Source organism: Kribbella sp. NPDC004138 (assembly GCF_053603655.1).
Genome location: NZ_JBSGFZ010000007.1, coordinates 297319 through 311396, shown reverse-complemented (window position 1 = coordinate 311396; position 14078 = coordinate 297319). Strand labels below are relative to the sequence as shown.

The window sequence follows — 14078 nt, the reverse complement described above, 5'->3', positions numbered from 1 at the left end:
ACGACCTTGGCACGGAGCGTGCCTTTATTGCAGATCGTTACCACCGTGGTACCACCCAGCGCTGCGACCGGGCCCCCCGCTCCGCTAGGTTCTGGCCATGAGCGATTCCGACACGCTGACGCAAACCGGTCTGGTCGCGCTGACCGGCGTCAACAAGCATTTCGGCGAACTGCACGTCCTGAAGGACATCAACCTGTCCATCGACCAGGGCGAGGTCGTCGTGGTGATCGGCCCGTCGGGGTCCGGCAAGTCGACGCTCTGCCGCGCGATCAACCGGCTGGAGCCGATCGACTCCGGCAGCATCACGCTCGACGGGCAGCCGCTGCCCAGCGAGGGCAAGGAGCTGGCCAAGCTGCGCGCGGATGTCGGCATGGTCTTCCAGTCCTTCAACCTGTTCGCGCACAAGACGATCCTGCAGAACGTCACCCTCGGTCCCTGCAAGGTCCGCAAGACCGACCCGAAGCAGGCCGAGAAGCGGGCGATGGAGCTGCTGGAGCGGGTGGGGGTGGCCTCGCAGGCCGCGAAGTACCCGGCCCAGCTGTCCGGCGGCCAGCAGCAGCGCGTCGCGATCGCGCGGGCCCTGGCCATGGACCCGAAGGTGATCCTCTTCGACGAGCCCACCTCGGCGCTCGACCCGGAGATGATCCAGGAGGTCCTCGAGGTGATGATCGACCTCGCCAAGCAGGGCATGACGATGGTCGTCGTCACGCACGAGATGGGCTTCGCCCGGACCGCGGCGAACCGGGTGGTGTTCATGGCCGACGGCGAGATCGTCGAGCAGGCCGACCCGGAGACCTTCTTCACGAACCCGACCTCGAGGCGGGCCCAGGACTTCCTCGGCAAGATCCTGAAGCACTGATCCGGCAGTCACACCGCCCGCGGGCTGTACCAGCAACGAAACGAAGGGGAACCTGATCATGAGAATGCGCACCCTCGTCGCCACGTTCGGCGTCGCAGCGCTCGCGCTGACCGCCGCCGCGTGTGGCAAGGACGAGCCGAGCGCCGGCGGCGGCAACAGCGGCGGCAACGCGTCCGACTCCTGCGGCGAGCTGCACAAGTTCACCGCCGCGAGCGGCGTGGACGTGGCCGGCAGCCAGACCTTCAGCAAGGCCAAGTCCCGCGGCAACCTGATCGTCGGCGTCAAGGCCGACCAGCCGAACCTCGGCTACAAGGACGCCAACGGCAAGCGCTGCGGGTTCGACATCGAGGTGGCCCGGATGGTGTCGGCCGGCCTCGGGCTCGACCCGGAGAAGATCGAGTACAAGGAGATCCCGTCGGCGAACCGCGAGACCGCGATCGCCGGTGGTGAGATCGACTACTACGTCGGCACCTACTCGATCACCGACAAGCGCAAGAAGCAGGTCTCGTTCGCCGGCCCGTACTTCATCGCCGGTCAGGACCTCCTGGTCCGCAAGGACGACACCTCGATGGACGCCGGCAAGACCGCCCTGAAGGGCAAGAAGGTCTGCTCCGCGACCGGTTCGACCCCGATCCAGCGGGTCAAGGACGAGAACCTGACCGAGGCGAGCAACATCTCCGAGTTCAAGACCTACTCGGAGTGCGTCTCCCAGCTGCTGGACAAGAAGGTCGACACGGTCACCACCGACGACGCGATCCTCAAGGGGTACGCCGCCACGGCGCCCGACGAGCTCCGCGTGGTCGGCAAGCCGTTCAGCACCGAGAAGTACGGCATCGGCCTGCCGCTGGCCGACAAGGCGCTGCGGGACAAGGTGAACTCGATCCTCGAGACCTCGGCCTCCGACGGCACCTGGAAGGCGATCTACGACGAGACGCTCGGCAAGTCGGGCTCCAACTCGACGCCGCCGCCGCTCGAGAAGTACTGATCCATCAGCCGGCCGCGGTGTCCGCAACGGGCGCCGCGGCCGGATTCTGTTCCTGAAGGCAAGAGGAAGGTCGCGATGTTCTCGGTCCTCACCGACAACTGGCCGCTGTTCCGGGACGGCTTCTGGCTGACGATCCGCCTGTTCGTGGTGTCCGGCGTGCTCAGTCTGGTGTTCGGCACGATCCTGGGAGCGTTCCGGGTCTCCCCGGTGCCGGCCCTGCGCGGTATCGGCACCGGCTACGTGAATGTCCTGCGGAACACTCCGCTGACGCTGGTCTTCGCGTTCCTGTTCTTCGGCGCCGCCAAGATGCAGCTCGCGCTGCCGAGCCCGTTCTGGACCGGCGTCGGCGCGCTGACGATCTACACCTCGGCATTCGTCTGCGAGGTGGTCCGGTCCGGCGTCAACACGATCGCCCCCGGCCAGGCCGAGGCGGCGCGCGCGATCGGCATGTCGTTCAACCAGGTGCTCTCGATCGTCGTCCTGCCGCAGGCGTTCCGCGCGATCATCCCGCCGCTGATGAGCGTGTTCATCGCGTTGCTGAAGAACACCACGATCGCGGCCGGGTTCTCGGTCGCGGAGGCCGGCTCGATCCCGGCCGCGATGTCCGAGCGCGGTGAGAACCAGCTGCTCACGCTGCTGTGGATCACGATCGGCTTCCTGATCCTGATCGTGCCGCTGATCTTCCTGCAACGATGGGCCGAACGACGGACGGCGGTGGCCTGATGAGCACAGTCCTGTACGAGACTCCCGGGCCGCGGGCGAAGGCCCGCAACCGCATCACCAACATCCTGGTCCTGGTCGTCCTGGTCGGCGCGCTCGCGTGGCTGATCAACCGGATGTACCAGAACGGCCAGTTCGAGGGCCGGCTCTGGCGGCAGTTCCAGTACTCGTCGATCCAGCAGCAGCTGCTCGACGGCCTGCTGAACACGCTGCGGGCGGCCGGTCTCGCGGCGGTGCTCGCGCTGCTGTTCGGCGCGGTCTTCGCGGCGGCGCGGATCAGCGACCACAAGTGGATCCGGACCCCGGCGACACTGATCGTCGAGCTGTTCCGCGCGGTCCCGCTGCTGATCCTGATGTTCTACTTCTACTTCGGCAACATCCAGTTCCAGCTCGGGCTCAGCCCGTTCTGGGCGGTCGTGTTCGGCCTGACCCTCTACAACGGCTCGGTGCTCGCGGAGATCTTCCGCGCCGGTATCGCCGCCGTACCGAAGGGCCAGCGCGAGGCGGCGTACGCGCTCGGGCTGCGGAAGAACCAGGTGGTCCGGCTCGTGCTGTTGCCGCAGGCAATCAGCGCGATGCTGCCGGCGATCGTCAGCCAGCTGGTCGTGCTGCTGAAGGACACCGCGCTCGGCTTCATCATCACCTACGCCGAACTGCTGTACGTCGCGAAGCAGATGGGCGGCCGGTTGACGTACGGCTTCCCGTACATCCCGACGTACATCGTCGTCGCGCTGATCTACATCGGGCTGTGTTCGCTGCTGTCCCTGCTCGCTCGCTACCTCGAGGGCCGTTCCCGGCGGCGCCGCAAGATCACCGGCGCCCCGCCGCCGATGACCGAGGCACCTGACGCCGCCAGCACCCTGGACGCCGACGACAAGATCTGACCGAAGGCCCCTCCCGACCTGAACTGGTCCCGGAAAGTTGGACTGGTTAAGTAAAAGGTTATAGAGGGTTTCTAGGCTGCGAGGGTCTGGGTCCGGTAGTGCACCGGGCTCAGGCCCTCGAGCTGTGTGGAGATGCGGTGGTTGTTGTACCAGCCGACGTACTCGTGCAGTGCTTCGGCCAGCGCGTCGACGGAGGCGTATCGGGTGTGGTTGAAGAGTTCTTCTTTGAGGTGCCCGAACCAGTTCTCGATGACGGCGTTGTCGTAGCAGTTGGCTTTGCGAGACATCGATTGGGTCGCGCCGGCGTCGGCGAGCAGCCGCTGCCAGGTGGGGTGTTGATACTGGAACCCTTGGTCGGAGTGCACCAGCGGCGCCTGGCTGGGTTCCAGGGTCGCGACGGCCTCGCGGAGCGAGTTGTTGGTCAGGGCCAGGTTCGGGGAGTTGCCGATCGCGTAGGCGATGATCTGGTGGTCGAACAGGTCCATCACCGGCGACAAGTAGAGCTTGCGGTCTCCGACCCTGAACTCGGTGACGTCGGTGACCCATTTCTGATTCGGGGCGGTCGCGGTGAAGTCCCGGTTCAGCAGGTTCGGAGCGGTCCGGCCGGCCTCACCCAGGTAGGAGTTGTAGCGCTTCTTGCGCCGTACCGGGCAGTGGAGTCCGAGTCGGCGCATCAGCTTCAGGACGGTCTTCTTCGCCACCCGCCAGCCCTGCCGGGCCAGTACGGCGTGGACGCGCCGGTGCCCGTAACGGCGGTGGCTGTTCTCGAACACGGCCGTGATCGCGGTCTTCAACTCGGCGCGCGGATCCGGTCGAGCCAGGCGGGCCTGGTGGTAGAAGAACGTGGACCGGGCCAGCCCGGCGATCTGCAGCAGCAAGTCCAGACGATGTTCAGCCTTGAGGGCGACCACGGCGGCAACCTTCACCGCCGTTCTTGATCCCTCAAGGCCCGTACTTTTCCCAGGTAGGCGTTCTCTGCCCGCAACCGCTCGACCTCGCGGCGGAGCTGTTCCAGCTCCGACTCCAGCCGAACCGGCGCGTCCGGGCCCTGCCCAGCCTTCGGTGGCCGGCCCTTCGGCTTCGGCCGTAGCCCGTCGGCACCCTCGCGCCGATACGTCCGTGCCCACTTCTTCACCAGCTCCGGCGCGGACAGTTGATGCTCGGCCGCCAGCACCGTCGCTGACTCGCCAGCCAGGAACCTCTTCACCACAGCCAGCTTGAACTCGAACGAGTACGAGCGCTTCGTCGGCTTGGTCACCAGCGCTCCTCTGCCCCAGACCTGCCAGCGGCGATACAGCCGCTTGACCGGCCAGACTGCCACACCCAGCAACCCCGCCACCGAGCGATACCCCAAGCCCTCCTCGAACCACGCTACCGCCCGCTCACGCTGCCCCACGGACAAAGAACTACGTCCATCCATACGAACGCTCCCCAGGAGTCGGAACTGAATTTCTCAGTCCAACTTCTGGGGAGCGGTTCAACCCGGGAGGGGCCTTCTCAGTTCCCGGGGCGGAGGTCGTACGTCGCGCGGACGCCGGCCAGGATCACCCGGACGCCGTGGTCGAACTCCGCGTCCGGGTCGGCCGCGAAGAGGTCGACGACCATCCGCGCCGTCAACGGGTAGCGCTCGGCGTCGACGGATTTCCTGATCTCGTCCGTCTGGTACGGGTTGCCGTCCGGGTAGTCGACACCGGTCTGCGCCTGCTCCTCGATGACGTAGCCGATCGTGTAGTGCAGCAGGAGCGGGAACACCCGCGTGACGTCACGCGCCGAGAACCCGGCGTCCTCGAGCGTGCGCAGCGTCAACTCGGTCACCCGCCACATGGAGTCGTCGCTGACGTTGGTGCCGGCGAGCACACGGGCGCCGTCCCGGTACCGCAGCAGGGTCTTGCGCAGCCGGCCCGCCAGCTCGGCCAGCCACTCCTGCCAGTCCGTCCCTCTTCGCGGCGCCTCCAGCCCGTCGACGGCGCTGACGAACAGCACGCGCGCCATCGCGTCGAGCAGCTCGCGCTTGTTCTTGACGTGCCAGTAGAGCGCCGGCGCCTGGACGCCGAGCGCGGTGGCCACCTTGCGCATGGTCAGGCCGTCGACCCCGCCGTCGTCGAGCAACGGCAGCGCCGCGGTGGCGATGGTCCTGGCGTCGAGCTTCACGTCGATCTCCTGTTCGTCCTTGACAAGCTTAACAACGTTTTGTTTTCCTTAACAGCGTTAAAGAGAATTGAAGAACGTTAAGGAGACGCTCATGGATGTGGTGATCGCCGGCGCCGGTCCGACCGGGCTGATGCTGGCCGCCGAGCTGCGGCTGGCCGGGATCGACGTCGTGGTGGTCGACGCGCTCCCGGCCCGGACGGGCGAGTCGCGGGCCGGCGGCATTCACGCCCGCACGATGGAGATCTTCGACCAGCGCGGCCTGATGGACCGTCTGCTGCCGCTGGGACGGCCGATCCAGGCGGGCCACTTCGGTGGGCTGCGGATGGAGTTCGGGGACTTCGCGACCCGCTTCCCGTTCACGCTCGGCATCGTGCAGGCGGTCATCGAACGCGAGCTCGAGGCCCACGCGACCGAGCTCGGCGCGGCTGTCCGCTGGTCCTCGCCGGTGGTCGGGATCCGTCAGGACGACGACGGGGTCGAGGTCGAGGTGGGCGGCCCGGACGGCGGGCTGATCCGCTGCTCGTACCTGGTGGGGTGCGACGGCGGGCGCAGTACCGTCCGCAAGCTGGCCGGCATCGGGTTCGACGGCACGGACGCGACGATGGTCGGCATGCTCGCCGACGTCGAGCTGGCCGAGCCGCCGGCCGGCACGGTCTTCGGGCAGCGGCGCGGTCCCGGCGACTTCTCGGTGATCCAGTTCCAGCCGGGCTGGCACCGGCTGATGGTGCAGCGGTACGACCGGGTCCTGGATCGTGCGCACGAGCCGTCGTTCGAGGACTTCCGGGAATCCTTCCGCGAGGTCGCGGGCACCGACTTCGGGATGCACAGCCCGCGGTGGGTCTCGCAGTACGGCGACGCGGCACGGCAGGCCGACCGGTACCGCGAGGGGCGGGTGTTCCTGGCCGGGGACGCGGCGCACATCCACTTCCCGGCCGGCGGCCAGGGGCTGAACCTCGGCGTACAGGATGCGGTCAACCTCGGCTGGAAGCTCGCGGCCGTCGTACGCGGCCAGGTGCCGGGCGAACTGCTGGACAGCTACGAGGCCGAGCGTTTCCCGGTCGCTGCGCGCGTGCTGCAGAACACCCGGGCGCAGACCGCCCTGTCACGCCCCGGCGCGCACGTGAACGCGTTGCGCGAGACGTTCACCGGGCTGCTCGACGTCGACGACGTGCGCTTCCGGATCGGCCTGATGATCACCGCCCTCGACCTCGAGTACGACGTGAAGGGCGATCACCCGCTGACCGGACGTCGGGTCCCGGATGCGGACCTCACTGTCGGAGGCGAGGCCACCCGCGTCCATCGCCTACTGACCGCCGGCCGGCCCGTTCTGCTGGCCTTCGACGACGGCGTCGTACCGTCCGTCGACGGGTGGGCGGACCGCGTCGACCGCGTCCAGGCGCAGCGCGGCGCCGAGCGCTTGACGATCCCCGGCGTCGGCAACGTGCCCGCGCCGGCCGCGGTACTGATCCGGCCGGACGGATACGTCGCCTGGGCCACGGACGAGCCGGACGCCGAAGGGCTGGACGAGGCGATGACGACCTGGTTCGGTCCCGCGACCGTCAGCGCAGCGTGTTGAACGAGTCGCGGATGATCTCCACCGCCTCCGCGGCTTCCTCCTCGGTCAGCGTCATCGGCGGCGCCATCCGGAGGACGTTGCCGTAGAGACCGCCCTTGCCGACCAGCAGACCACGGTCCTTGGTCTCCTGCTGGAGCTTGGCGGTGGCGGCCGCGTCGGGGGCGTTGTCGTCGGGCTTGACGATCTCGGCCGCGAGCATCAGGCCCTTGCCGCGGACGTCGCCGAGCTCGGGGAACTCGTCGGAGATGCCGCGCAGGCCGTCGACGAGCTGCGCGCCGCGCTTGGCGGCGTTCGCTTGCAGGTCATTGTCCAGCAGGTAGTCGATGGTGGCCTTCGCGGCGCTGGTCGAGATCGGGTTGCCGCCGAAGGTCGACAGCGAGTTCGCCTTGATGCTGTCCATCAGGTCGCCGCGCGCCACCACGCCGCCGATCGCGAACCCGTTGCCGAGCCCCTTCGCGAACGTCATCGCGTCCGGGACGACGCCGTGCGCCTGGATCCCCCAGAAATGGTCGCCGGTCCGGCCCCACCCGGTCTGCACCTCGTCGGAGATGAACAGGATCCCGTACTCGTCCAGGACCTCCTTGAACGCGGCGTACAGGCCGTCGGGCGGTGAGGAGAACCCGCCGACGCCCTGGATCGGCTCCGCGATCAGGCAGGCGACGTCACCCGCAGTCGTGGTCTCGATGACGTTGCGCAGGTCGTCGACGCAGACCTTGACGTAGTCGGCGTCGGGCAGGTCCCGGAACGGGCTGCGGTACCGGTACGCGCCCTGCACGTACTGCACGTTCACCGGCGACAGGCTGCTCGCGGACCAGCCCCGGTTGCCGGTGATCGCGACGGTGCCGAACGCGCGGCCGTGGTACGAGTTGCGCATCGCCAGCACCTGGTTGGAGCGGCGGTTCTGGGTGGCGAGCAGCAGGGCCGTCTCGTTCGCCTCGCTGCCCGAGTTCGCGAAGAACACCTTGGCGTCCGGGATCCCGGACAGCTCGGCGATCTGCTCGGCCAGCTCGATCTGCTTGCGGATCAGGTACACGGTCGAGGTGTGCGCGATCCCGGACCCGAGCTGCTCACGGACCGCGTCGGAGATCTCCGCGATGTCGTACCCGATCGCGTTGGTGAGGATCCCCGCGAAGAAGTCCAGGTAGGTGTTCCCCTCACCGTCGGTGACCCGGCGGCCGGACCCCTGCACGATCTCGATCGGCTCCTCGTAGTACAACGCGAGCCAAGCCGGCATAACGGCCTTGTGACGCTCCCAGAGCTCCGCATGTGTCATGTCCAACCATTACCTCACCTGATAGAGCACGTCTATCGGGCCGGACAATCGCTAGTGTGCTCAGCGTGACGTTGCCGAGCATTCCGCATGTGGACATCGAGTCCCTGGAGCACTTCGACCGGCTGCTGGCCGCGGGCGCCACCGCGATGGCCGGGTGGCGGGTGCAGTCGGTGGATCTGACCGGCCGGACGGCGGAGCTGCTGATGCTGACGCCGACCGGATCGGTGTTCCTCGGCTGCGCACTCGAGGACAAGGCCGAGCTGTGGATCCGCGACGGCGGCGGGCTGGTGTTCCCGGCGATCCCGGCGCTGCCGTTCGACGCGTACCGCGGGCGGCTGTACGACGCCGACGAGCTGTACGCCGGGATCGAGCACGGGTACGCCGCCACGCCCGACGCGCAGATCTACGCGTGGTCCCGCCAGCACGACGAGCGGGGCGACACGAGCCGGACGCTCGCCGCCGCGCTGCACGACCACGCGATCGCGGACGCTCTGGCGGAACTGCCCGATGACAAGCCGTGGGTCGGCGTGATGGGCGGTCACGGCGTGCTGCGCGGCGACGACAACTACCGCGCCGCGGTGCTGCTCGGTCGTACGCTTGCCCGTCGCAACCAGATGGTCGTCACCGGCGGCGGGCCGGGCGCGATGGAGGCCGCGAACCTCGGCGCGTCGCTGGCGTCGTACGACGACTCCGGTGTCGAGGCCGCGCTGGCCGAGCTGGCCGCCGTACCGTCGTTCCGGCCGTCGATCGGCGCCTGGGCCGCAGCCGGGCTCAGCGTGCGCGCCCGCTTCCCCGGCGACGGCGGCGTGTCGATCCCGACCTGGTTCTACGGCCACGAGCCGCCGAACGTGTTCGCCGGATCGATCGCGAAGTACTTCTCGAACGCCCAGCGCGAAGACGTCCTCCTCGGCCGCGCCCGCGGCGGCATCATCTACCTCCCCGGCGCCGCCGGCACAGTCCAGGAGGTCTTCCAGGCCGTCACCCCCAACTACTACGGCGACGCCGCCACCCAGATCCCGCTGATCCTGGTAGGCATCGACCACTGGACGGTCCGACTCCCCGTCTGGCCGCTCCTGGAGTCCCTCGCCGGCAAGCGCGCACTCGCGCAGTCGATCCACCTCGTCGACACCATCGACGACGCCGTCGCCCTCGTCGGCTGAAAATGGTCTCTATGGGTGAGTTCGTGTTGGTACCGGGGGCTCGGCTGGGAGCCTGGGCTTGGGACGCCGTCGCGGAGAGGCTGCGGGACGGCGGGCATGCGGTGTACGCGGTGACTCTGAGCGGACTGGCGGAGCGGCAGGGGCCGGGTTCGGAGCGCGTCGGGCAGCAACAGCACGTCGACGACATCGTCTCGGTGATCGAGGGCAACGACTTGTACGACGTGGTGCTGGTCGGCCACAGCTACTCGGGGATCCCGGTCGGGCAGGCAGCCGGGCAGATCGGAGACCGGCTGCGCCACGTCGTGTACGTCGACTCGAGCATCCCGGCTGACGGCCTCTCGTTCGCCGACGGGTGGCCGGACGACGACAGGGCCTGGCTGGAGGAGCAGTTGCTCGAAGGCGACGGCACCTGGCTGCCGGCCGGGGCGGAGCACTTCGTCGACCAGGACCTGTCCGACGAGGCTGTCAGCCGGCTCGTGTCCCGCAGTACGCCGCACCCCGGCCTGACGCTGACGGAGCCCGCACGGCTGGCCAGGCCGATCGGTGAGCTGCCGACGACGTACGTCAAGTGCCTCATGGCAGGTGACGAGCCTGCTCCCGACGTACAGCAGGAGCTGAAGTCACCGCAGTGGCAGCTGGTCGAGATGCGGACCGGTCACTGGCCGATGCTCTCCCAACCGGCCGAGCTGGCGAGGATCCTCGCGGCGGTCTGAGCCAGCGGTCTGGGTCAGCGGTCTGGGTCAGCGGTCTGGGTCAGCGGTCTGGGTCAGCGGTCTGGGTCAGCGGTCTGGGTCAGCGGTCTGGGTCAGCGAACCAGTCAGGCGACCTGGCGCGGCGTGAACTGCATCTGCGGGGAGGCGTACGCGTCCTGCGACTCGACGAGCTGCAGTTCACGCTCCCCCGACTCATGCGTGCGCGTGAGCAGGTCGAAGACGCTCGAGGTCGTCCGGGCGAGCGCCTCGGCCAGATCGCCGGTCCGGCGGTAGTGCGCCGTGAAGAGCGCTGCCGTCACGTCACCCGAGCCGTTCGCCTTCATCGGGATGTGTGGCGTCTGCACGAGCCAGGCACCGCTGTCGTCGACGGCCAGCATCTCGATCGTGCCGTCCTCACGGTCGGGACGCTCGACGCTCGTGACGAGCACCGTCCGCGGCCCGGTCGCGCGCACCAGCTCCACCGAGGCCAGCGTGGACTCGAGGGTGTCCGGCTCGGTGCCGGTCAGGAAGCCCAGCTCGAACTGGTTGGGTGTGATGATGTCGGCCGCCGGAACGACCCGGTCGCGCAGCAGCACCGGGATGGCGGGAGCGACGAAGCAGCCGGACTTCGCGTTCCCCATCACCGGGTCGCACGAGTACACCGCCGCCGGATTGGCCGCCTTGACCCGCTTCGCCGCCTCCAGGATGACGTCGGCGATCCCCTCGCCGCCCTGGTAGCCCGACAGGATCACGTCGATCTGCGGCAGGACCCCGCGCTCCTCGATCCCGAGCAGGACCTCGCGCACGTCGTCCGGACTGATCAACGGGCCCCGCCACGCGCCGTACCCGGTGTGATTCGAGAAGTTCACCGTGTAGACCGGCAGCACCTCCACGCCGATGCGCTGGAGCGGGAACACAGCGGCCGAGTTGCCCACATGCCCGTACGCGACCGCGGACTGGATCGAGAGAATCTTCACCGCTCGATCATGCCCGTTCGGACCGGCGCCCGTGCAAGCGGGTCGGTTTGTCGGCGGGGTGGTTTACGGTGCGCAGCATGGCGAACTTTGTGTTGGTGCCGGGGGCGTGGCTCGGGGCGTGGGCCTGGGACGAGGTCGCGGGGGTGCTGCGAGCCGAGGGCCACGACGTGTATGCGGTGACCCTGAGCGGGCTGGCTGAGCGGCACGGCGAGGACGCGGGGCAGCAGCAGCATGTCGAGGACGTCGTGGCCGTGGTCGAGGACAACGACCTGCGCGACGTCGTGCTCGCCGGGCACAGCTACTCCGGGATCCCGGTGGGGCAGGCGGCGGGCCGGATCGGCGACCGGCTGCGCCGGGTGGTGTACGTCGACTCGAACATCCCGGCCGACGGGCAGTCCTTCGTGGACGGCTGGTCGGCGGAGGGTCAGGCCTGGGTGCGCGACCAGATGGAGAGCGCCGACGGTTACTGGCCGCCGCTGACCGCGGAGGACTATGTCGGCCAGGACCTGTCCGACGAGAGCGTCGCGTTGATTCTGGAGCGTGGTACACCGCATCCCGGCCGATCGATCACCGAGCCGGCTCAGTTGACCAAGCCGATCGGCGAGCTGCCCACGACGTACATCAAGTGCCTGATGGACGGTGCGACCCCCTCGTCGGCCGTGGTCGAGCAGCTCTCGTCCCCGTCCTGGGAGCTGCTCGAGCTGGATACGGGCCACTGGCCGATGTTCTCCCAGCCGGCCGCGCTCGCGAAGCTCCTCACCGAGCTCCGCTGAGCCATGCCTCCGCGGTGTCGAGGAACGCGTCGACCTCTTCGATGTCGTACCCCTCGGAGAGCCGCGTCGGGCTGAACTGCGCCCCGCGGACTTCCTGCGCCGTCACCGGCCGGGTGACCGGGCGGCCGTTCACGGTCGCCATCACGCGGTCGACGAAATCGTCCACCTCGTCCACGGCGTACCCCTCACGCAGCCGGACCGTGGTGAACTGCGGCGCCGGCCGTCCTCCGGTCTCCGCCGCGACCGCGGGCTCAGCCGCCGGTCGCCCGGGCAACCAGCGTTCTGCCTCGGCGAGGAAATCGTCGACGTCCTCGACCGGATACCCAGGGCCGAGCAGCGGCGTACGAAAGGCAGCACCGCGGATCTCGTCGCGGGTGACATCCGGCCCGACGGACCGGCGTTCGGCTGTCGCGAGGATGCGCGCCACCAGGGCGTCCACCTGTCCGCAGTCGTAGCGCTGCCCGAGCCGGCGCACCCGGAACTCGGGCTTCAGCATCAGGACTCGCTCGCGGCGAGCTGACCGCAGGCGCCGTCGATCTCCTGACCCCGGGTGTCGCGGACGGTGACCGGGATCCCGCCGGCCTCGAGGCGGCGGACGAACTCGCGCTCGTCGGCCGGGTCGGACGCGGTCCACTTGGAGCCCGGTGTCGGGTTCAGCGGGATCAGATTGACGTGCACCCAGCCCCAGTCGCCGCGGGCGTTGAGCTTCTCGGCGAGCAGGTCGGCCCGCCAGGCGTGGTCGTTGATGTCGCGGATCATCGCGTACTCGATCGAGACCCGCCGCTTGGTCTGCCGCGCGTACCCCCAGGCCGCGTCCAGCACCTCGTCGACCTTCCAGCGATTGTTGATCGGCACCAGCTCGTCGCGCAGCTCGTCGTCCGGCGCGTGCAGCGACAGCGCGAGCGTGACCGGGATCCCCTCGGTCGCCAGCTGGTTGATCCGCGGCACGAGCCCGACCGTCGACACGGTGACGCCGCGCGCGGAGATCCCGAGGCCCTCGGGCGACGGATCGGTGAACCGCCGGACAGCGCCCATCACGGCCTTGTAGTTCGCCATCGGCTCGCCCATGCCCATGAACACGATGTTCGACACCCGGCCCGGGCCGCCGGCGATCTCGCCGCGGGCGAGCGCCCGGGCGCCGTCGACGACCTGCTCGACGATCTCGGCGGTCGTCATGTTGCGGGTCAGGCCGCCCTGGCCGGTCGCGCAGAACGGGCACGCCATCCCACACCCGGCCTGCGAGGACACGCACATCGTCGCGCGGCCCGGATACCGCATCAGGACGGACTCGACCAGCGAGCCGTCGAGCAGTTTCCAGAGCGTCTTGCGGGTCTCCCCGTTGTCGCACTCCAGGTCGCGGACCCGGGTCAGCAGCGGCGGCATCAGGTCCGCCACCAGCTTGTCGCGGGTCGCGGCCGGCAGGTCGGTCATCTCGGCGGGGTCGGACACCAGCCGGGAGAAGTAGTGGTTGGACAGCTGCTTGGCGCGGAACGCGGGCTCGCCGAGCGCCGCCACCGCCGTCCGCCGTTCCTCCCCGGTGAGGTCGGCCAGGTGCCGCGGCGGCTTCTTGGCGCGGCGCGGCTCATCGAACACAAGAGGCAGGGAGGTAGACATAACCGACCTATTGTCGCCCGTCGGCAGGACGCTTCACAAATTCACATCCCATGACCCGCGTCACCCGGCTTGCGGTCGGAGTGCCCGAGTTTGCGGTCCGGAGCGATCCGGTCCCGCACCAGCTGCTTCAGGAACGGGATCTCGGCGAACCCGCCCTCGGCCTTCCGCGACCACAACAGCTCCCCGTCGAGGCTGACGTCGAACACTCCCCCGGTCCCCGGCACGAGCGCCACTTCGCCGAGCTCCTTCGGGAAGGTCGTCAGCAGCTCCTGCGCGGTCCACGCCGCCCGCATCAACCACCGGCACTGCGTGCAGTACTCGATCTCCAACCGCGGCGCTCGACTCACGCCCTCACCGTACCGGCCGACGTTGTGCACCAGATCGGTGTCTCAGCGCGATCGCCGTACAGATCTG

16 protein-coding genes are annotated in these 14078 nt (G+C 68.9%); 8 read left to right on the top strand and 8 right to left on the bottom strand.

The window, feature by feature from the left end; translation table 11 throughout:
* The first annotated feature begins 130 nt into the window (after positions 1-130).
* The 4 genes from ACWEOO_RS12740 (at position 131) to ACWEOO_RS12725 (ending at position 3448) form a co-directional block, all read left to right on the top strand.
* Complete coding sequence (locus tag ACWEOO_RS12740; RefSeq protein ID WP_359942009.1) at positions 131-859, top strand: amino acid ABC transporter ATP-binding protein; 729 nt, start codon at positions 131-133, stop codon at positions 857-859.
* Between the two features lie 58 nt (positions 860-917).
* Positions 918-1844 (top strand): glutamate ABC transporter substrate-binding protein, encoded by a 927-nt coding sequence (locus tag ACWEOO_RS12735; RefSeq protein ID WP_452143067.1) that lies wholly within the window; start codon positions 918-920, stop codon positions 1842-1844.
* A gap of 75 nt (positions 1845-1919) precedes the next feature.
* Positions 1920-2567: an amino acid ABC transporter permease gene (locus ACWEOO_RS12730; protein WP_355483657.1), complete on the top strand. Its 648-nt coding sequence runs from the start codon at positions 1920-1922 to the stop codon at positions 2565-2567.
* On the top strand, positions 2567-3448 hold the full coding sequence (locus ACWEOO_RS12725; RefSeq protein ID WP_359941853.1) for an amino acid ABC transporter permease: 882 nt from the start codon (positions 2567-2569) through the stop codon (positions 3446-3448). The genes ACWEOO_RS12730 and ACWEOO_RS12725 overlap by 1 nt, the downstream gene beginning before the upstream one ends.
* A gap of 71 nt (positions 3449-3519) precedes the next feature.
* On the opposite strand, the gene ACWEOO_RS12720 is transcribed toward ACWEOO_RS12725, so the two are convergent.
* The 3 genes from ACWEOO_RS12720 to ACWEOO_RS12710 all read right to left on the bottom strand — a co-directional run bounded on the left by ACWEOO_RS12720 (position 3520) and on the right by ACWEOO_RS12710 (position 5599).
* Entirely contained in the window at positions 3520-4374 is an 855-nt protein-coding gene (locus tag ACWEOO_RS12720) for an IS3 family transposase (protein WP_452143066.1), read from the bottom strand.
* Positions 4371-4706 (bottom strand): transposase, encoded by a 336-nt coding sequence (locus tag ACWEOO_RS12715; protein ID WP_452143065.1) that lies wholly within the window; start codon positions 4704-4706, stop codon positions 4371-4373. The genes ACWEOO_RS12720 and ACWEOO_RS12715 overlap by 4 nt, the downstream gene beginning before the upstream one ends.
* A gap of 239 nt (positions 4707-4945) precedes the next feature.
* A complete protein-coding gene (locus tag ACWEOO_RS12710) occupies positions 4946-5599 on the bottom strand; it encodes a TetR/AcrR family transcriptional regulator C-terminal domain-containing protein (protein ID WP_452143064.1) in 654 nt (217 codons plus the stop codon).
* Positions 5600-5690: 91 nt separating this feature from the next.
* On the opposite strand from ACWEOO_RS12710, the gene ACWEOO_RS12705 reads away from it, so the two are divergent.
* Complete coding sequence (locus ACWEOO_RS12705) at positions 5691-7175, top strand: FAD-dependent monooxygenase (RefSeq protein ID WP_452143063.1); 1485 nt, start codon at positions 5691-5693, stop codon at positions 7173-7175.
* Here ACWEOO_RS12705 and ACWEOO_RS12700 read toward each other — a convergent pair.
* Positions 7159-8448, bottom strand: coding sequence for an aspartate aminotransferase family protein (locus ACWEOO_RS12700; protein ID WP_452143062.1), 1290 nt, complete (start codon positions 8446-8448; stop codon positions 7159-7161). The two genes, ACWEOO_RS12705 and ACWEOO_RS12700, sit on opposite strands and share 17 nt — an antisense overlap.
* Positions 8449-8513: 65 nt before the next feature.
* Between ACWEOO_RS12700 and ACWEOO_RS12695 the strand changes: the two genes are divergently transcribed.
* The gene (locus ACWEOO_RS12695) at positions 8514-9608 is read left to right on the top strand and encodes an LOG family protein (protein ID WP_452143061.1); all 1095 of its coding nucleotides are present in this window, start codon (positions 8514-8516) and stop codon (positions 9606-9608) included.
* An 11-nt stretch (positions 9609-9619) separates the two neighbouring features.
* A complete protein-coding gene (locus tag ACWEOO_RS12690) occupies positions 9620-10321 on the top strand; it encodes an alpha/beta fold hydrolase (protein WP_452143060.1) in 702 nt (233 codons plus the stop codon).
* Positions 10322-10425: 104 nt separating this feature from the next.
* Here ACWEOO_RS12690 and pdxY read toward each other — a convergent pair whose 3' ends face one another.
* On the bottom strand, positions 10426-11277 hold the full coding sequence (gene pdxY, locus ACWEOO_RS12685; protein ID WP_452143059.1) for a pyridoxal kinase PdxY: 852 nt from the start codon (positions 11275-11277) through the stop codon (positions 10426-10428).
* Between the two features lie 77 nt (positions 11278-11354).
* Here pdxY and ACWEOO_RS12680 point away from each other — a divergent pair, with 77 nt between their 5' ends.
* Positions 11355-12050, top strand: coding sequence for an alpha/beta fold hydrolase (locus tag ACWEOO_RS12680; protein ID WP_452143058.1), 696 nt, complete (start codon positions 11355-11357; stop codon positions 12048-12050).
* Here ACWEOO_RS12680 and ACWEOO_RS12675 read toward each other — a convergent pair.
* The 3 genes from ACWEOO_RS12675 to ACWEOO_RS12665 are packed head-to-tail and all read right to left on the bottom strand — an operon-like array spanning position 12034 to position 14011.
* Positions 12034-12546, bottom strand: coding sequence for a DivIVA domain-containing protein (locus ACWEOO_RS12675; RefSeq protein ID WP_452143057.1), 513 nt, complete (start codon positions 12544-12546; stop codon positions 12034-12036). The two genes, ACWEOO_RS12680 and ACWEOO_RS12675, sit on opposite strands and share 17 nt — an antisense overlap.
* Positions 12546-13664: a 23S rRNA (adenine(2503)-C(2))-methyltransferase RlmN gene (rlmN, locus tag ACWEOO_RS12670; RefSeq protein WP_355483639.1), complete on the bottom strand. Its 1119-nt coding sequence runs from the start codon at positions 13662-13664 to the stop codon at positions 12546-12548. Before rlmN ends, ACWEOO_RS12675 begins: the two co-directional genes overlap by 1 nt.
* Before the next feature lie 41 nt (positions 13665-13705).
* Complete coding sequence (locus ACWEOO_RS12665; RefSeq protein WP_452143056.1) at positions 13706-14011, bottom strand: SelT/SelW/SelH family protein; 306 nt, start codon at positions 14009-14011, stop codon at positions 13706-13708.
* Positions 14012-14078 lie beyond the last annotated feature (67 nt).